Below are 17,609 nucleotides of genomic sequence, written 5' to 3'. Positions count from 1 at the left end.
GCGCGGCTGTAAATGTTGGGCGATGTCCGCCGCCCTAGCGATGAGCTTCTGGTTAATCGCCGGGAAACGCGCTATGACGGCTTTTCATATGTCGCTTGGTGGGTGTTATGCGCTTCCGCAACTCGCGCGTGCGGACCAAAGTCACGGCCCTGCTCGTGTCGCTTGCGGCACTGTGGATCTTCGCCGCCTGGGTGACCGTGCGGGACGGTCTCAACCTCGCGTGGGTGGCGGTCTACAACAGCAACGTCGCTCAGCCGAGCGAGTCGCTGCTGGTGGAGCTGCAGAAGGAGCGGCGCCTGACGGTATCCCGCCTGGTGAGCCCGGTGCTGGTCTCGTCCGCCGACCTCTCCGCCCAGCGCTCCCGTACGGACGCCGCGGCCGGTGAGTTCCGCAGGCTGGCGAGCAGCGACACCCTCCGGTTCGCGGCGACCGACGAGCTGCGGAAAAGGATCGACCGCACGTTCCGGCAGCTCGACCAGCTCCGTTCGGTGCGGCACGCGGTGGACGCGCGCCAGGTGGACCGCGGCAAGGCCATCAGCGCCTACAACGGCCCCATCGACTCTCTTTTCCAGACCTACTATTCGCTCGCCACGCTGGACGACGACCAGCTCGCGAAAGACACGCGGACACTTATCAGCCTGAACTGGGCACGAGAACTTATATCGCGCGAAGATGCACTTTTGACCGGCGTCATCGCGGCGGGCAGGTTCGGCCAGGCGGAGGTCGCCCAGTTCACCCAGCTCGTCGGCGCCGAGCGCAACGTGATGGACCTGGCGAAGTCCGACCTGGAGGAGCCGCTTCCCGACGTCTACCAGCGTCTGCAGAAGAGCGCCGCGCTCAGCCAGCTCCACAGCCTGGAGGATCTGGTCGCGCAGCAGGGCCGGCCCGGTCTGCGCGCGCCCGTCGGCGGGGAGCAGTGGCAGTCCGCGTCCTCGGCCGCCCTGAACCAGTTGCACGACGTCGTCAGCGGCGCGGGCGAGACGATGGTCGATCGGGCGACGCCCGTCGCCGTCGGCGTCATCACCCGGCTGGTGCTGGCCGGTGTGCTCGGCCTCGTGGCGGTCATCGCGTCGATCATCCTGTCCATCACCACGGCCCGCGCCCTGGTGCGCCAGCTCGAGAAGCTGCGCGAGGCCGCGCTCGAACTGGCCAACGAACGGCTGCCCGGAGTGGTCGCCCGCCTCGCCCAGGGCGAGAAGGTCGACGTCAAGGCCGAGGCGCCGCCGCTCGAATTCGGGCCCGACGTCATCGGCCAGGTGGGCGCGGCGTTCAACACGGTGCAGGAGACGGCCATCCGCACCGCCGTCGAGGAGGCCCAGCTCCGGCAGAGCATCCGCGACATCCTGCTCAGCCTCGCCCGTCGTACGCAGTCGCTGGTGCACCGCCAGCTCACCCTGCTCGACGTGATGGAGCGGCGCGAGTCGGACCCGGCCGAGCTGAAGGACCTGTTCCGCATCGACCACCTCGCCACCCGCATGCGGCGCAACGCGGAGAACCTCATCGTCCTGTCCGGGGCGTCTCCCGCCCGCGCCTGGCGGCGCTCGGTGCCTATGGTCGACGTCGTACGCGGCGCGCTGGCCGAGGTCGAGGACTACACCCGCGTCACCGTGATGCCGATGGGAGAGACCGCGCTCCTCGGACGCGCGGTCGGCGACGTCATCCACCTGCTCGCCGAGCTGATCGAGAACGCCGTGTCGTTCTCCCCGCCGTACACGATGGTGCAGGTGGGCGGCCAGGTGGTGGCCAGCGGCTACGCGATCGAGATCGAGGACCGCGGCCTCGGGATGAGCGCCGAGGACCTCGAAGCGACCAACCAGCGGATCGCCGACCCGCCCGAGTTCAACCTCTCGAGCACCGCCCGGCTCGGCCTGTATGTCGTCAGCCGCCTGGCCGAGCGGCACGGGATCAAGGTCTCGCTCAAGGCGTCGCCTTACGGCGGCACGACCGCGGTCGTGCTGCTGCCGCGGGACCTCGTCATCGAGGGCGGGGAGGACCTGCCCGAGGAGGAGACCGAGTCCGGCCTCCCGCGCCGCGGGACCGGCTCCCGGAAGATCGCGCTTGTCGGCGCGCCCGAGGCGGTCTCCGCACCAGTTCAGGAGGTGGTTCCCGTGCCGAGGGCTCCCGAGCCGCCCAGGCCTCTGCAGAGCGTCCCACCACCGCCCGGCGACGCCGATCCGGATCCCGACAGGCCCGCGCCCTCGGCCGGGTTCACCCCATCGGGCCTGCCCTTCCGGGTGCCGCAGGCCAACCTCGCCCCCGCGCTCGCCGAGGAGTCGAGGAACGGCGACGAGGCGGACGACGAGGAAGATCGCTCGCCGGAGGACATCCGTAAGATCATGGGCTCGTTCCAGTCGGGAACGAGGCGCGGCAGATCCGAGGCCGCGAAGCTGCTGGGTGACGAGGAGGACAACCTGTGACGCAGAAGACCGGGGCCTCCGCGGACCTCGCGTGGCTGCTGGACGATCTTGTAGCACGGGTCCGCGAGGTCGAGCACGGCATCGTGCTGTCCACCGACGGGCTGCTGCTGGCCGGCTCGCAGGGGCTTCGCACGGAGGACGCCGAGCACCTGTCGGCCGTCGCCTCCGGGCTGCAGAGCCTGGCGCGCGGCGTCGGCGAGCGCTTCCAGGGCGGATCCGTACGGCAGACCATCGTCGAGATGAAGTCGGCCTACCTGCTCGTGACCGTGGCGGGCCAGGGCGCCTGCCTGGCCGTGCTCTGCTCGGGTGACGCCGACGTCGGCCTGGTCGCGTACGAGATGGCGATGCTCGTCGCGCGCGTCGGGCAGTACCTCACCTCGCCCGCGCGGACGACGATCGACCGGACGACGGGGAGAGAGGTCCGCCTGTGAACTCCGAGTGGAGCCCGGACGAGGACCGTTTACTCGACGCGCCGACCATCCGGCCGTACGTGATCGCGCGGGGCCGTACGGAGGCGCAGGACCGCTTCGACCTCATCTCGCTCGCGGTGACGGTCCGTCCCACCACGGGGACCGAGATCGGGCTGGACCCCGAGCACCAGGCGATCGTGCGGCTGTGCCGCAGGCCGCTGTCGGTCGCGGAGATCGCGGCCCATCTCGACCTGCCGGCCGGGATCGTCCGGGTCCTCCTCGGCGACCTGTTCGACCGGGGCTACGTGGCCGTGCAGCAACCCCAACCGGAGATGGACGTGCTCGACGAGCGGATGTACAAGGCGGTGCTCGATGGCCTTCGCGCGCTCTGATTCCGGGACGACCCCGCCGAAGATGCCCACGGCGATCAAACTGCTGATCGCCGGCGGCTTCGGGGTGGGCAAGACCACGATGGTCGGCGCGGTGTCGGAGATCCGGCCGCTGCGCACGGAGGAGACGCTGACCGACCGCAGCGTCGGAGTGGACGACCTGTCCGGGGTCGAGGCGAAGGCGACCACGACGGTCGCCATGGACTTCGGCCGCATCAGCATCGGGCAGGACTTCGTCCTCTATCTCTTCGGCACCCCCGGCCAGGAGCGGTTCTGGTTCGTCTGGGACGAGCTCGCCCGGGGGGCGCTCGGCGCGGTCGTGCTGGCCGACACCCGCAGGCTCGCCGACTGCTTCCCCTCAGTGGACTACTTCGAGCGCCGCGGCACGCCGTTCGTCGTCGCGGTCAACTGTTTCGAGGGCGCTCCGGTCTTCGAGCTGGACGAGGTCAAGCTCGCGCTCAACCTCAGCCAGGACGTGCCGATCATGCTGTGCGACGCGCGCAAGCGGGAATCGGGCAAGGAAGTCCTGATCGAGCTCGTCAAGCACGCGTACGGCAAGCGGCCGACCGCCGCCGCCCGCTGACGCTTTCGCCGGCTCCTCACCCGGGGACGTCCGGGTTCTTCGGCATGCGCGGCGTTCGACCCCTTGCATGCGATTTACGTTTCGTGGCATGGTGACGTTTCCCTACCACGGTTCTCACGCGTCCCGCGTACGAGCAGGACGGTCGACGGGTTCCGGCTGTCCGTAAATGCCGCCTGGTTGATCCCTATTCATCCCTTTTGAGCTGCGTCGATCGGCCGTACTTTCGTTCGCTCCCGACCGTGCGTAACAGGTGCACAACAGCCGTTGATATGTACCTAACCCCGCTGTAACGTCTGCCCCATCGCAGAAACTATCGGGCGACTGCCGAAAGTTTCGGTCGGAATCCAGAAGGGAAACCACCGTGAAGTTGAGTCGGCGAGGTGCGGCGCTCCTGGCGGCGTCGGCACTGGTCCTCGGGGGATGTGGTAGTTCGGGGGATGACGCCGCCGGAGAGGGCAAGAGCTCGGCCGGCGGCAAGGTGACCGTCGAGTTTTGGAACATCTGGACCACGGATCCCCTGAAGAGCTACGGCGCTCAGGCGATCAAGGACTTCCAGGCCTCGCACCCGAACATCACCATCAAGAGCGTTCCCTACGAGAACGAGGCGTTCAAGGCGAAGCTGACGACGCTCACGCAGTCGGGCAAGGCGCCGGACATCTTCCAGACCTGGGGTGGCGGCGTGCTCGCCCAGCAGGTCGACGCGGGCCTGGTGAGGGACCTGAGCACCGAGGCAGGTGACTGGCTCGGCACCTTCACGGACGCCGCGCTGTCGGCCTACCAGGTCGAGGGCAAGACCTACGCCATCCCCGACGACATCGGCATGGTGGGCTTCTGGTACAACAAGGCGCTCTTCAAGAAGGCCGGGATCGCCGAGCCTCCGGCGACCTGGTCGCAGCTCCTCGAGGACGTCAAGAAGCTGAAGTCGGCCGGGATCACCCCGATCGCGCTCGCCGGCAAGGACAAGTGGCCGGGTCACTACTACTGGGCCTACCTCGCCATGCGGATCGGCGGCCTCGACGCCCTCAAGCAGGCCGGTGACAGCAAGGACTTCACGGGTCCGGCGTTCGTGCAGGCGGGGCAGAAGCTCAAGGAACTGGCCGACCTCCAGCCGTTCCAGAAGGGCTACCTCGGCGCGACGTACGGCGACCCGGGCGGTCAGGCCGCGACCATGGGCGACGGCAAGGCCGCGATGGAGCTGATGGGCCAGTGGGCGCCCGCGGTCCAGAACGACGCCGGCAAGGGCCTGGGCGACGACCTCGGCTTCTTCCCCTTCCCGGCGGTCGAGGGCGGCCAGGGCGCGGTCACCGACGCGTTCGGCGGCGGCGGCGGCTTCGCGATCGGTGCCGACGCTCCGGCGGAGGCGGTCGAGTTCCTGAAGTTCCTCACCGAGAGCACCGAGCACCGCAAGGCCGTCGCGACCGGCGGCTTGCTCCCGGTGCTGAAGGGCGAGGAGGACGCGGTCACCGACCCGAACCTCAGCGTGGTCGCCAAGAACCTCGCCACCGCCACCGGCTTCCAGCTCTACCTCGACCAGGCGTTCCCGCCGGCCGTCGGCCAGGAGGTCAACGACTCCGTGGCCGAGCTGATCGCCGGCACCAAGACGCCGGAGCAGGTGGCGCAGGCCATCACGGAAACGGCGAAGTCGGAGTAACTGTCGCGTGAAGACGACGAGACCCCGGAGCCTCAGGCTCCGGGGGTTCACCACTGTCCTTCTGTTCCTGCTTCCCGCGCTTGTGCTCTTCTTCGGGCTCGTCGTGGCCCCGATCCTGCTCGCCTTCTACGCGAGCGTGTTCAAGTGGAACGGCATGCGCGGGCTGCCGACGGACTTCATCGGCCTGGCGAACTTCACCAAGCTGCTGGCCGACGAGGTCTTCCTCGGGGACCTGTGGCGCGGGCTCCTGCTGATCATCCTGTCGCTGGTGATCCAGCTTCCCCTCTCGCTGGGCACCGCCATGCTGCTCAACCAGAGGATCCGCGGCCGGGCGTTCTTCCGCCTGCTGTTCTTCGCCCCGTACGTGCTGTCCGAGGCGATCACCGCGGTCCTCTTCATGATGATCCTGTCGCCCACCGAGGGCCTGGCCAACTACATCCTCGGCTGGTTCGGCATCGACCCCCTCGACTGGTTCGCCGACCCGTCGTCGGTCATGATGTCGGTGTTCATCGTCATGACCTGGAAGTACTTCGGCTTCCACATGATCTTGTACATCGCCGGCCGTCAGGGCATCCCGAGGGAGCTCACCGAGGCCGCGCAGATCGACGGCGCGACGGGGTGGAAGGTCTTCCGCTACGTCACGCTGCCGCTGCTCGGGCCCACGATCCGCATCAGTGTGTTCCTGTCGGTCATCGGTGCGATCCAGCTCTTCGACCTGGTCTGGATCATCACCGGCGGAGGCCCCTCGCACTCCTCCGAGACCATGGCCGTCACGATGTTCCAGTTCGGCTTCAAACGCTTCCAGGTCGGCTACGCGAGCGCGATCAGCGTGGTGATGTTCCTCATCAGCCTCGTGTTCGCGGTGTTCTACCAGAGATACGTCATGCGCCGCGACCTCGAAGGAGCGAGCACCGTGCTGAGGGACCAGCGATGAGCGCCAACCGTCACAAGCAGTCGCCGACGTCGGGCGGTCTGCTGCGCAGCCTGTCCCTGCACACCATCGTCGTGATCACGGCGCTGTTCGTCGGCATCCCGCTGGTGTACGGCGTGCTCGGCGGGTTCAAGACCACCGCCCAGTTGTCGAGCAACCCGATCGGTCTGCCCAGCCCCTGGGTGCCGGAAAACTACACCAGCGTGCTCGCCTCGTCGTCGTTCTGGCAGATGCTCTGGAACAGCACCTACATCGCCGTGCTGACCACGCTCGTGGTCGTCGCGGTGTCCGCGCTGGCGGCCTTCGTGTTCGCGCGCTTCGCCTTCCGGGGGCGTGAGGCGCTGTTCACGATGTTCGCCGCCGGGCTGATGTTCCCGTTCGCGGTGGCGATCCTGCCGCTGTTCGTGCTGCTGCGGATGTTCGGGCTGCTCGACAACCCGCTCGGCGTGATCCTCCCGCAGGCCGCCTTCGGCATGCCGATGACGATCATCATCCTGCGCGGCTTCTTCCGGGCCATCCCGGGAGAGATCGAGGAGGCGGCGATCCTCGACGGGTGCTCCCCGTTCGGGTTCTTCTGGCGGATCCTGCTGCCGATGGCCCGGCCCGCGATCGCCACGGTCTCCGTGCTCGCGGTCGTGAACAGCTGGAACCAGTTCATGCTGCCGCTCGTGGTGTTCAGCGACGACAGCCTGTTCACCATCCCGCTGGGCGTCCAGCAGTTCCAGGGGCAGTACGCCACGGACGTCGCACGGGTCATGGCCTACATCGTGGTCGCGATGCTGCCCGCCCTCGGCTTCTACGCCGTGGCCGAGCGTCAGCTCGTCAGCGGCCTGACCGCGGGGGCCATCAAGGGCTGACCCGAGCGGACAGCCGTACGGGGTGGGCGGACGTCGCGATCCCCCTGCACGCGCCCTATGGTGATCGGGACATAGGGCGAAACCGCAGGGGGAGACCGATGGCGGAACCGATCGTCCGCCCCGCCGCCGGAGCCGACATGGCCGGCGTACGTGCCGTCGCCGGCCACTTCGGCCTCCTGGATCTGTGGCCGGAGCGGCCGGACTTCGTGGACGCGGAACGCGAGTTCGGCGAGGTGCTCGTCGGCGAGGTGGACGGCACGATCGCGGGGTTCGGCGGCACGCTGCGCCGGGGGACGGTCACGCACCTCGGAGACCTTTTCGTCCTGCCCGGCCACCAGTCGTCGAGGCTGGGCCGCACGATCCTGTCCCGCCTGCTGCCCGCCGGCACGCCCAAGGTCACCTTCGCGTCGGCCGACAGGAGGGCGCTCGCCCTCTACATCAGGCACGGGATGCGCCCGCGCTGCCCACTCTTCTACCTGACGCGCAGGCCGCCCGGCGACCAGGAGACGCCAGAGGATGCAGACTTTCCGGCGTCTGGGGTAGCTGACATGCGGGCGGCGGATGGCGGGGTGGCGCCGGGGGGTGCGGACTTTAGGGTGCCCGGGGCGGCGGATGTCGGGGTGGTGCCGGGGAATGCGGACCCTCAGATGCCCGGGGTAGCGAATGCGCGGACGGCGCCGGGAGATGCGGACGTCCACGCGGCGGCGGTCTTGGACGCCCATGTCTCCGGCGGCGACCGCACCTCGACCCTCACCTGGTACGCCGGGCTGCCCGGGGTGACCCTGCACGTCAGCGACTCGGGTTACGCGTTCGCCAGGACGGCCGGAGACCAGGTCGTCATCGGACCGGCCGGGGGCGCGACCCCGCAGGACTGCGCCGACATCGTGCTGGAGGCGGCGAACGCCCACCACCGCACCGCACCGATCCACGGGCCGGTTCATGGGCCGGACCACAAGCCGGTCCACGAGCCGGTGCATGCGCCGGGCTGTCTACCCGGCCCCGCGCCGGTCCACGGGCCGGTCCACGGGCCGGGCCGCATGCCGGGCCGCATGCCGATCCACGTGGCGGTGCCGGGCGCGCATCCGCTGCTCGCCCTGCTGCTGGAGGACGGCTGGCGCATCGGCGACATGGACACGCTGATGACCAGCGAGGACGTCATGCGGCTCGACTGCTACATCCCGCATCCCGATCTCGGCTGAAAGGCCGCGGCCCCCGTCCCCGGCCAGGGGGATACCGGGGAAGGGGGCAGCGCGGCTTCGCCGCGTCCGGCAAGTGCCGGCCGGCGCGTCCGGGGCTTGCTGGTCAGCGTGTTCCGGGCTTTCCGGACTGCGTATTCCGAGTCGGTCGGCTTGGCCGTGACATCCCGGGCCTGCCGGGGCGCGCGTCCGGGGCTTGCTGGTCAGCGTGTTCCGGGCTTTCCGGTCTGCGCATTTTGAGTCGGTCGGCTTGGCCGTGACATCCCGGGCCTGCCGGGCGGCGCGTCCCGGGCGTGCCGAGCGGCACGTCTCGGGCCTGCTGATTTGCGCATCCGGGGTCTCACGGCCCTGTCGTCACAGCTTGCGGAGGTAGCGGGCGGAGGCCCAGCCGGGGATGCCGTCGCCGGTGTCCACGGCCACCCAGCCGTGGGTGGCGTCACAGGCCCCGGGGATGTTCCCGTCGGCCCGCCGCAGTTTGCCGACACGGGCATGGTGGATGCCGGCACCCTCGCGGACGTTGAGGAAGCTTCCCTTGCGCACGTGCCGGAGGCGGTAGACGCACGAGAGCGATGGCCGCCCGCTCAGATCGAGCCGGTGGAGGTAGCGGGCGGCGGCGTAACCCGAGGTCCCGTCGGCGGTCTTCACCGCGATCCAGCCGCTGGTGGCGGTGCAGGCGCCGGAGAATCCTCCGTCGCCGGGCCGCAGCTTGGCGAGGGGGGTGTGGCGGATGCCGGCGCCGTCGCGGACGTTGAGGAAGCCTCCCTTGCGTACGCCCCTGAGCCGGTAGGTGCACACGAGACCGGGCCCCTGCTGGGCCAGGTGCACGACCTGCCCGTACGGCCCCGACGCGGTGGGATCACCGGGGCCGGGAGGCCGGACCGCCGCGGCCCCCGAGCCGGGATGCCCCCGGACGCCCGACGCCGGGTCGGTCGCGATCCTTGGTGTGAGGTGCCCCCCGGTGTCGGAACCGGCCGGTCCCGCGAGGGCCGGCGCGGGCCGGCCCGCGACGAGCCACCCCGTGGCGGCCAACGTCACCAGCGCGGGAACGATGCTCTTCGCCACTGTCACGATCTCTCCCTTCGGTCGGCATCGTCCACGCCCGGCCGGGGGGACCCGGGCCTGTTCTGCTCACCCGAAGTTCTGATCTGATTACCGTGCGTTTACACCTCGGTGGAATTCCCGTTGTGATTTTTTACTCGACGCCTTGGGAAAAAGGGTGATTCAGTCACCCGCCGTGCGCGCCGTGGAAGGGCGAGGTCACCCCCTGGTAGGCCAGGTGCAGCATCATGCCCAGGTCGGCGTGGCTCAGGTTGTGGCAGTGGTTCATCCACAGTCCCGGGTTGTCGGCGCGGAAGGCCACCTCCCATACCTCGCCGGGCCGTACGTCGAAGGTGTCGAGCCACAGGGGACTGCCGGTGACGGAGTGGCCGTTCCGCGAGAGCACGAGCACCCGATGGCCGTGGAGATGCCAGGGGTGGGTGTCCCGGCCGCGGTTGACCACGGTGAGCCGCACCAGGTCGCCATCCCTGACCACTTCCGTGGGGATGTTGGGGAAGGCGAGGCCGTTCACCGTGTGCGCGTACGCCGGCTTCCCGTTCGTCAGCGCGAGCCCCCGGTCGAGGACGAGCGTGAAGTCGCGGTCGAACCGGCTGCGGGACGTGTACGGCGTGGGCGCGGGGGTGCCATATCGGGTGAGGTCCAGCTCCGGCCAGTCCGCCGTCTGACTGTCGGCGGCGGGAACGGCTCCGGCGCCCGCCGCCGCGCTCAGCGCGGTCGTGGGGCTGTCGCCCTGTGTTGTTGTGGGGCTGTCGCCCTGTGTTGTTGTGGGGCTGTCGCCCTGTGCCGCCGTCGTGCTCGGGCTCTCCGTCGCGGCGCTCGCGTCCTGCGCTGTTGTGGGGCTGGTGCCTTCCGGGACGAGCCGTACGGAGTCGGCGCGGTCGTCGATCTTCAGGACGACGGGGTCCGGCGGCATCGTGAACGCGAGGTCATACCGGCCGCCCGCCGCGAGTCGCAGGCCGACCTTGGCGAGCGTGCCCGGCCCGTTCAGGTCCGTACCGTCCACCGCCACCAGCCGGTAGGGCGTGCCCGCCAGCGTGAACCGATGCGGCGTGTTGTCGGTGTTGATCAGGCGCAGCCGTACGGGCGTGCCGGGCGCGGCCTGCTTGACCAGGGACTGGTCGCGATCGCCCGTCACCAGCACGCCCCCGAGCGTGTGCACGGGCAGCGTGAGGTCCAGTCCTGTGGGCGCGGCTCCCTTCGGCGTGACGACGAGCGTGCCGTAGAGCCCCATGCGGACGCCGATGTCGGAGACCTCATGGGTGTGATACCAGTACGTCCCCACCTGCTCGGCGACGAAGCGGTAGACGAACTCCCCGCCGGGCGGCACGGCGTCCTGGGTGAGGCCGGGCACGCCGTCCTCGCCCGAGGGCACGTCATAGCCGTGCCAGTGGAGCGTCACGCCGGACGTGATGTCCGCGTTGCGCAGCCGCACCTCGATGAGGTCGCCCTGCTCGGCGGTGAGCGACGGCCCGGGGACCTGGCCGTTGAAGGTCCACGCCGACACCTTCCGTCCCGGAGACAGCGTGACGGTCGCCATGCGGGCCGTCAGGTCGAAGTGGCGTACGGCACCGCCCGGTGGAGGCGTGGCCGGGCCGCGCAGGTCGGTCACCGGACGAGGCGTCCCACCCGTGGCGGATCCTGCCGAGGCGGAGTGGCCGTGGGAGACGGGCTGCGCCCCCAGGTCCGTGGCCCCCATGTCCATGGCACCCAGGTCCGTGGCCCCCATGTCCATCGCACCCATGGCGGCGCCGCCTTCCGGGGCGGAGCCCTCCGCCGTGGCCGGCGCGGAAGGAAGGAACACGAGAGCGGCGCCGAGCACGGCGGCCACGACGGTTGCCGCCGTCGCGGACCGCAGCCCGGGCACGCGCGCGCTCATCGCTCTCCAGGTCCCCAGGACGGCCCCCGCGACTACGGCCAGGAGAAGGAGAGCGGTGCCCGGATCCGCCGGATATCCGATCAGGAAGGTCTGCACGATCCCGGCCGCCGCGGCGTACCCCGCGCCGAGCAGCGGCACCACGACCACGGGCGCTTTGACGGCGTCGCGCGACGCCGTGTCCGCCCGCCGGGCCGCCCGAAGCAGGCGCGGCCCGGCGAGCGCGGTGGCCACGAGACTCGCCGCGACGAGAAGTGGCAGCGCGAGGGTGATCTTCTCCTGCACGAACCACCAGCCGGCCCCGGCCAGGGCGAGGACGGACCAGACCCGGGCCAGGGACGCGACAAGAGCGACCGCGAACAGGGCCGTGGCCGTCCTCGGACGACGGGCCGCGGCGGTCACGCCCGCGCCCACCCACGTCGCCGCGGTCAGCACCGAGACGAGCAGGTCGAGCGCCATGAGCAGGTCGGTCGTCATGATGCGCGAGCCGGACGGCCCTCCGCGGCGGCTTCCGACGAGGCGGGCCCGGCCGACATGAGCCGCCGTGCGTTACGGAACACCATGCCGCAGACGCCGAGGATGGCCATGCCGTTGATGGCGTGCAGACCGAGGATCGCCAGGGAGACCGGCGTCGTGTTGCCGGTGCTGTCGTCGAACAGGCCGCCCAGCGCGATGATCAGCGACTGCACGATGACGAGGCCGACGGGCAGGATGGTCAGCCCGATCTGGCGTCCCGGCGCCTTGGCGGCCGCCGCGGCGGCGGTGGCCACCAGTGACAGGATCGGGATGACCATCATGCCGTTCATGCTGTGCAGGCTGAACGAGGAGTCGTCCTGCGGCTTGTCGAACGCGCCGACGGCCGCGAGGTACATCTGGAGGACGGCGGCGGCGAGTAGCAGCCCCGCTAATGCCGTGTATACCTTTCGCATGTTTTTGCTCCCTTCGGTCGCGGGGGAATTCCGGAGTCACGGGGATCGTGTCCCACGCGGCCGGCGGTGTCGTCCCTCGTCGAGAGACACGTCGGCTACCGCCGGGGGAGTACGGGGACCCGGGCACCGTCCGTCCCCCGGGCGGTGTCTCGATCGTGCCGCCGGCGGGCCTCGGCGTCGTCGCACGCCGGGAGGCTCCCGGTGCTACCGCCGTCGCATCAGGGGCGTACGCCGCTACGACCGGGGGAGTACGGTCACCGCGGCCGGCCGGCGATGATGGCCGGGGTGATGGCGTCGGCGTGACAGTTCAGGGTCGTACGGCGCGGCCGATTCAGGGTTATGCGGTGCGGCCGGTCGTACACGCAGACATTGACGTCCACCGGCGTGATCCGGCCGTCCGACGACAGCCGGATCGGCTTCCTCGCGGCGCGGGTCGTCTTCGCCACCGGGGAGCCTCCGGTGTCCCGCTGGTTGTCGGGGCAGCCCCGCTGGTCGTCACGGCGTCCCGCTGACCCGAGGCGTCCTGCTGAATTGCCGGGGCGGTCCCGCTGATTCGAGGCGTCCTGCCGGTCGCGGAGGCGTCCGCTGGTCGTCTGGTCGTCAGGGTGTCCGGCTCTGGTGGCGGAGCAGGTCCTCCGCCTGCTCGACCACGTCGTCGACCGGGACGTCGGCCACCCACGACTCGTCGTGCGGGCACCGCGGCGGCCGCGCATCGTGGCCGTTCACGCCGCAGACCGGGCACCGCTCCGTCCAGGAGACCAGCGGCCGGTGGAGAGCCCGGCCGAAGGGCCCGGAGTTGATGAGATCGCCGCACCAGAAGATGCCGACTGTGGGCGTGCCGACCGCCGCGGCGAGGTGGCGGGGGCCGGTGTCGTTGGAGATGACCAGGTCGCAGCGCTCGTACAGGGCGGCGAGGCCGCCGATGCCGAGCGTGCCGACCGCCGTGACGGCGGGCCGCCGCATCGCCGCCGTGACCTCCTCGACCACCTCCCGCTCGCTCTCGACGCCCGTGATCACGACCGGGCGGCCGAGCCGGTCGGCCGCCTCCGCGAAGGCCCGCGCCGGCCAGCGCCGCCGGGGGTCGCTCGCCCCCGGATGCAGCGCCACCAGGCCGGGAGGCGGCTCGCCGTACACGCGGGCGAGCTCGGCGTGGTCGGCGTCGGTCACCGCGATGCTCGGCTCGTACGCCTCGGCCGTCCCGCCGACCAGCGCGGCCACCTCCAGGTAGCGCAGCGTCTCGTGCTGGTAGTGGACGTACGGCACCCACCGGTCGAGCCGTACGGCGTCCGGCGTGCACAGACCGGCCGTGACGCGGGCGCCGATCGCCTTGACGAAGGGGTTGGAGTGGCGCCCGCCGTCGTGGATCTGTACGGCCAGGTCGAACCGGTGCTCGCGCAGTTCCTTGAACAGCGTCTCCGGAGCCGGGTAGCCGCCGTCCGTCGTCGACACCCCGGAGATCGGGGGCAGGGCGATGACGTCGTCGACCGGCCCCGGCCTGCCGTCCAGGAACCGGGCGTGCCAGGGGGTGCCGAGGAGGGTCAGCCGGGCCCCCGGGTAGGCCCGGCGGAGCGACTCCAGGGCGGGCATCGCGAGCACCAGGTCGCCCAGGGCGTTGGCCCGCAGCACCGCGACGCGGCGTACGCCCTCGATCAGCGCGCCCATGCCGTCTCTGACACGGTCTGCGCCGCGAGGGCGGCCGACGTGACGGCCGGCGCGCCCGGGAGGCCCCTGGTGGGCACGAGAACGTCCGGGTCGGACGGGGCGAACATGCGCGCCTGATACCCCTGAGGTCGGTTGGCAAACGGAGCCCGTCAGCCGAAGCCCGCGCGCAGCCCCCCGATGAGGGCCGTCCGGGAATCGGCCGCACCGTCCGCGCTCCCGTTCCCCGTGCCTCCGCCTGCCGTCCGGATTCCGCCATGTCCCTCGCCCCAGTTGGCTAGAGCACCACACCCGCCGAGGACGGAAGGGGCGACGGTCAGGAGAGGCATCCAGCGCTGGGAGACCTGATGTGGCGGCGGTGCGGCCCTGGGAGAGGCCGGGGGTCCGTCAGGAGAGGCGTCCGGCGTTCGGGAACCCCGATATATCGGCGGGGCGGTGGGCAGCCTTGAGGGGCCGGGGTCAGGAGAGGCGTCCGGCGTTCGGGAACCCTGATATATCGGCGGGGCGGTGGGCAGCCTTGAGGGGCCGGGGTCAGGAGAGGCGTCTCGCGCTGGGGAACCTGATGTAGCGGCGGGCGGCGCAGCTCTGCGAAGGACGGCCCTCCCCGGCCGCCGTCTGCCCGTTGACGTGCGCGGGGCCGTGCGCGTCCGCACAGTGGGGCTCGGCCGCCCCGGCCGCCGTCTCGCCGATCGCGAGAAGCTCGGGCGGGGCGTGGTCGACCTGCAGCGTGGTGTGTGCGATGCCGTACTCGTCGTGGACCATCCGCTGCGCGGCCTGCCGTACGGCGTGGCAGTCGGCGCCGGGCGCGACCAGGATGTGCGCCGACATGGCGGGGTAGCCGCTGGTGACCTCCCAGATGTGCAGGTCGTGCACCTCCACCACGTGTTCCAGTGCGGCGGCCTTGCGGCCGATCTCCGCGGGGTTCATCCCGGCGGGGGCGGCCTCCATGAAGACCCGGCCGGACTCGCGCACCAAATCCCACCCGGCCTTCAGCATCAGGGCGGCCACGACCAGGGCGGCCAGGGCGTCGGCCCGGCCCCAGCCGGTCAGCCAGATCACCGCGCCGGCGATGGTCGTGGCGATGAAGGCGAACAGGTCGTTGAGGATGTGCTGGAAGGCGCCCTCGACGTTCAGGCTGCCGCGGTTGGCTCTGCTCAGCAGCCAGGTCGCGGCCAGGTTCACGACGATTCCGGCGATGCCGGTCGCGACGACGTACGCGCCGTGGACCTCGGGCGGCTCGATCAGCCTGCATACGGCCTCATAGACGAAGTAGACGCTGAGCAGCAGCAGCGTGATGCCGTTGATCTGGGCACTGATGATCTCGGCGCGTTTCAGGCCGTAGGTGAAGCCGCCCTGCGGCGGGCGGGCGGCGATCCGCATCGCGATGATCGCGAAGGCGATGGCGATGGCGTCGGTGAGCATGTGCCCGGCGTCGGAGACCAGGGCCAGGGAGTGCGCGATGACGCCGATGACGACCTCGACCGCCATGAAACCGAGGATGAGCGCCAGCGCGCCGGTCAGCAGCCGCCGGTCGGCCTCGGCGCTGACCGCGTGCCCGTGACCGTGTCCATGACCATGACCGCGACCGCGAGCGCCACCGCGAGCGCCACCGCGCGCATGGTCTCGACCGCGGCCGCGGCCGTGCGCGTCGTCATGGTCGCGCGCGTGCCCGTGCTCGCGGTCGTCGCCCGTCCCGGTGTGGTGCCCGTGCTCCCTACCGGCTTCACCCATCGTCGCGGTCCTTCTCCTCATGTCCGATGTGCGTGATCGCCAGGTCGAACAGCAGCCGCACGTGCGAGTCCGCGAGGCGGTAATAGGCCATCCTTCCCGCGCGCCGCACCTTCACCACGTTGTGGACTCGGAGCAGGCGCAGGGCGTGCGACGCTGCGGACATGCTGTGGCCGGTCGCCGCGGCGAGATCGCAGACGCACATCTCGCCGCCCTCGAGTAGCGCCGCGATCAGCCGCAGTCGCCCGGGATCTGCGAGGAGGCCGAAGACCTGTGCCAGGTCCTCCACCGTCCCATGGGACGGCATGGCCCTCCTGACCGTCTCCACCCGGTGGGCGTCCACCACCGGGAGCGCGCAGGAGTCGGCCGTCGCGAGATCCACAACACTTGAACGATCGTTCACTCGTTTGAGTGTAGGTCGCGGACGCGTCATGTCAACGCGTTCCCGGTCGTTCTCTGCCGAACCCGCCACGGAGCTTCGGAGCTCTGCGGTTCGGGGCTTCGGGGGCTCCGGGGTTCCGCGGTGCGGGAATACGGGGGTATGGGGTGCGGGGGTCGGAAGTCGGCGGTTCGGGGATTCCGGGTGCTGGGGCTCCGGGGTTCGGCGGGTGCGGGGATACGGGGGTTCGGGGGTTCAGGGGGCGAGCGGCAGCCGCAGCACGAAGCGCGCCCCCTCGGCGCTGTCTTCGATGGTCAGCCGGCCGCCGTGGTTCTGGGCGACCTGGCGGGCGATGGCCAGCCCCAGCCCGGCTCCTCCCGCGTCCCTGCTGCGGGCCGCGTCGAGCCGCGTGAACCGCTGGAAGACCTTCTCCCGCTGCTCGCTGGGGATCCCGGGGCCATCGTCGGCCACTTCGAGCACGGCCGTTCCGTTCAGTGATGCATCCGGCGATCTGTCCGGTGATCCCCCGGGTTCGCGCGGTTCTCGTGGTTCGCGCCACACGGTGACCGTGACCGTGCTGGCGGCGTGCCGCTGCGCGTTGCCGATGAGGTTGCTGATGAGGCTGCCGAGCGAGTGGGGGTCTCCCAGCACGACGACGTCCGGGTCGAGCAGGGGGACCAGCCGCTTCGTGATGGGCAGCATCTGTAGCTCGCCTTCGGCGAGCTTGCCGAGATCCACCCGCTGCCGCCGGACGGGCAGCGCGTCGCTTTCCAACTGCGAGAGCGCCAGCAGGTCGGTCGCGATCCGCTGCAGCCGGTCGAGGCTCGGCAGCAGCGCCATGGCCAGGGTGGTCACGTCGGTCTCCTGCGGTGCCTGAAGCGCGTCCTCGATCTGCGTACGCATGGCGGTCATCGGGGTGCGTAGCTCATGGGAGGCGTCGGAGCTGAAACGGCGCTGCCGTTCCAGTGCCTCCTCCAGTTGCCCGAGCGTACGGTTCATGCCGGGTGCAAGGCAGTCGGCCTCGTCGGGCACCGGGGCCGGCCGCTGCGAGCCCTCCTCCTCACCCTCGTCCGGCTCGGTCCGGGGCGCCGGTGACGGCGAGATCATTCGGCCGGTCAGGCGGAGGCCGAGATACGCGACCGTCCCGGCCAGCAGGAGCACCCCGCAGATCAGCGCCAGGAGCACCACCGGGTCCCCGTACGCCGGGAGCACCGGCACAAGTTGGAGCGCACACAGCGTCCGGCAGAGCGTCTGACGCGGTGGACGAGACGGTGGCAGGCACGGTGGCTGACACGGCGTCCGGCACAGCGCCCGCCCCTTGTGCGGCGTCCTGCACAGCGCCCAGCCCTTGTGCAGGGCCCGACACAGCGCCTGGCGCTCGTGCGTAGCCCGGCCGTCGTGCGGGGCCGGGCCGTCGTGCGGGGCTCGGCTCTTGTACGGGGGTGGGCACAGCGCCTGGCGCTTGTGCGGGGCTCGGCTCTTGTACGGGGGTGGGCACAGCGCCTGGCGCTTGTGCGTAGCCCGGCCTTTGTGCGGGGGCGGGCCGTC

Annotated in this window: 17 protein-coding genes; 8 read left to right on the top strand and 9 right to left on the bottom strand. The window is 70.8% G+C overall.

The genetic code is table 11. The annotated features are described in order from the left end of the window. Positions 1 to 128 precede the first annotated feature (128 nt). From OHB01_RS06190 to OHB01_RS06155, 8 genes are all read left to right on the top strand, one after another. On the top strand, positions 129 to 2,417 hold the full coding sequence (locus tag OHB01_RS06190) for a sensor histidine kinase (protein WP_260617511.1): 2,289 nt from the start codon (positions 129 to 131) through the stop codon (positions 2,415 to 2,417). After that, positions 2,414 to 2,848: a roadblock/LC7 domain-containing protein gene (locus OHB01_RS06185; protein WP_142651555.1), complete on the top strand. Its 435-nt coding sequence runs from the start codon at positions 2,414 to 2,416 to the stop codon at positions 2,846 to 2,848. Before OHB01_RS06190 ends, OHB01_RS06185 begins: the two co-directional genes overlap by 4 nt. Then, the gene (locus tag OHB01_RS06180; protein ID WP_142651554.1) at positions 2,845 to 3,219 is read left to right on the top strand and encodes a DUF742 domain-containing protein; all 375 of its coding nucleotides are present in this window, start codon (positions 2,845 to 2,847) and stop codon (positions 3,217 to 3,219) included. Before OHB01_RS06185 ends, OHB01_RS06180 begins: the two co-directional genes overlap by 4 nt. Then, positions 3,200 to 3,799: a GTP-binding protein gene (locus tag OHB01_RS06175; RefSeq protein ID WP_142651553.1), complete on the top strand. Its 600-nt coding sequence runs from the start codon at positions 3,200 to 3,202 to the stop codon at positions 3,797 to 3,799. Before OHB01_RS06180 ends, OHB01_RS06175 begins: the two co-directional genes overlap by 20 nt. A gap of 361 nt (positions 3,800 to 4,160) precedes the next feature. Further along, positions 4,161 to 5,450 carry an extracellular solute-binding protein gene (locus tag OHB01_RS06170; RefSeq protein WP_142651552.1) on the top strand — a complete coding sequence of 430 codons (1,290 nt, stop codon included), beginning with the start codon at positions 4,161 to 4,163 and terminating at the stop codon, positions 5,448 to 5,450. Between the two features lie 7 nt (positions 5,451 to 5,457). Then, on the top strand, positions 5,458 to 6,384 hold the full coding sequence (locus OHB01_RS06165) for a carbohydrate ABC transporter permease (RefSeq protein ID WP_142651551.1): 927 nt from the start codon (positions 5,458 to 5,460) through the stop codon (positions 6,382 to 6,384). Further along, positions 6,381 to 7,238, top strand: coding sequence for a carbohydrate ABC transporter permease (locus OHB01_RS06160; RefSeq protein ID WP_142651550.1), 858 nt, complete (start codon positions 6,381 to 6,383; stop codon positions 7,236 to 7,238). Before OHB01_RS06165 ends, OHB01_RS06160 begins: the two co-directional genes overlap by 4 nt. Positions 7,239 to 7,336: 98 nt before the next feature. After that, complete coding sequence (locus OHB01_RS06155; protein WP_142651549.1) at positions 7,337 to 8,437, top strand: GNAT family N-acetyltransferase; 1,101 nt, start codon at positions 7,337 to 7,339, stop codon at positions 8,435 to 8,437. Positions 8,438 to 8,788: 351 nt separating this feature from the next. Here the strand turns inward: OHB01_RS06155 and OHB01_RS06150 are convergent, their stop codons facing one another. From OHB01_RS06150 to OHB01_RS06110, 9 genes are all read right to left on the bottom strand, one after another. Continuing rightward, positions 8,789 to 9,502: an SH3 domain-containing protein gene (locus OHB01_RS06150; protein ID WP_142651548.1), complete on the bottom strand. Its 714-nt coding sequence runs from the start codon at positions 9,500 to 9,502 to the stop codon at positions 8,789 to 8,791. Between the two features lie 157 nt (positions 9,503 to 9,659). Next, positions 9,660 to 11,843, bottom strand: coding sequence for a multicopper oxidase family protein (locus OHB01_RS06145; protein ID WP_328855070.1), 2,184 nt, complete (start codon positions 11,841 to 11,843; stop codon positions 9,660 to 9,662). Further along, on the bottom strand, positions 11,840 to 12,295 hold the full coding sequence (locus OHB01_RS06140; protein WP_185949091.1) for a DUF6220 domain-containing protein: 456 nt from the start codon (positions 12,293 to 12,295) through the stop codon (positions 11,840 to 11,842). The genes OHB01_RS06145 and OHB01_RS06140 overlap by 4 nt, the downstream gene beginning before the upstream one ends. 254 nt (positions 12,296 to 12,549) lie before the next feature. After that, positions 12,550 to 12,741, bottom strand: a complete 192-nt coding sequence (locus OHB01_RS06135; protein ID WP_142651546.1) for a hypothetical protein — start codon at positions 12,739 to 12,741, stop codon at positions 12,550 to 12,552. A gap of 154 nt (positions 12,742 to 12,895) precedes the next feature. Next, positions 12,896 to 13,957: a glycosyltransferase family 9 protein gene (locus OHB01_RS06130; RefSeq protein WP_142651545.1), complete on the bottom strand. Its 1,062-nt coding sequence runs from the start codon at positions 13,955 to 13,957 to the stop codon at positions 12,896 to 12,898. A 528-nt stretch (positions 13,958 to 14,485) separates the two neighbouring features. After that, the gene (locus tag OHB01_RS06125; protein ID WP_185949093.1) at positions 14,486 to 15,478 is read right to left on the bottom strand and encodes a cation diffusion facilitator family transporter; all 993 of its coding nucleotides are present in this window, start codon (positions 15,476 to 15,478) and stop codon (positions 14,486 to 14,488) included. Then, on the bottom strand, positions 15,472 to 15,681 hold the full coding sequence (locus OHB01_RS06120) for a hypothetical protein (RefSeq protein ID WP_328855895.1): 210 nt from the start codon (positions 15,679 to 15,681) through the stop codon (positions 15,472 to 15,474). The genes OHB01_RS06125 and OHB01_RS06120 overlap by 7 nt, the downstream gene beginning before the upstream one ends. Beyond that, entirely contained in the window at positions 15,678 to 16,085 is a 408-nt protein-coding gene (locus tag OHB01_RS06115) for an ArsR/SmtB family transcription factor (protein ID WP_260617510.1), read from the bottom strand. The genes OHB01_RS06120 and OHB01_RS06115 overlap by 4 nt, the downstream gene beginning before the upstream one ends. A 231-nt stretch (positions 16,086 to 16,316) precedes the next feature. After that, a complete protein-coding gene (locus OHB01_RS06110; RefSeq protein ID WP_168066509.1) occupies positions 16,317 to 17,273 on the bottom strand; it encodes a sensor histidine kinase in 957 nt (318 codons plus the stop codon). Positions 17,274 to 17,609 lie beyond the last annotated feature (336 nt).

Origin of the sequence: Microbispora hainanensis (assembly GCF_036186745.1) — a bacterium.
Taxonomy (GTDB): Bacteria; Actinomycetota; Actinomycetes; order Streptosporangiales; family Streptosporangiaceae; genus Microbispora.
This window is presented reverse-complemented; position numbering and strand designations above follow the sequence as displayed.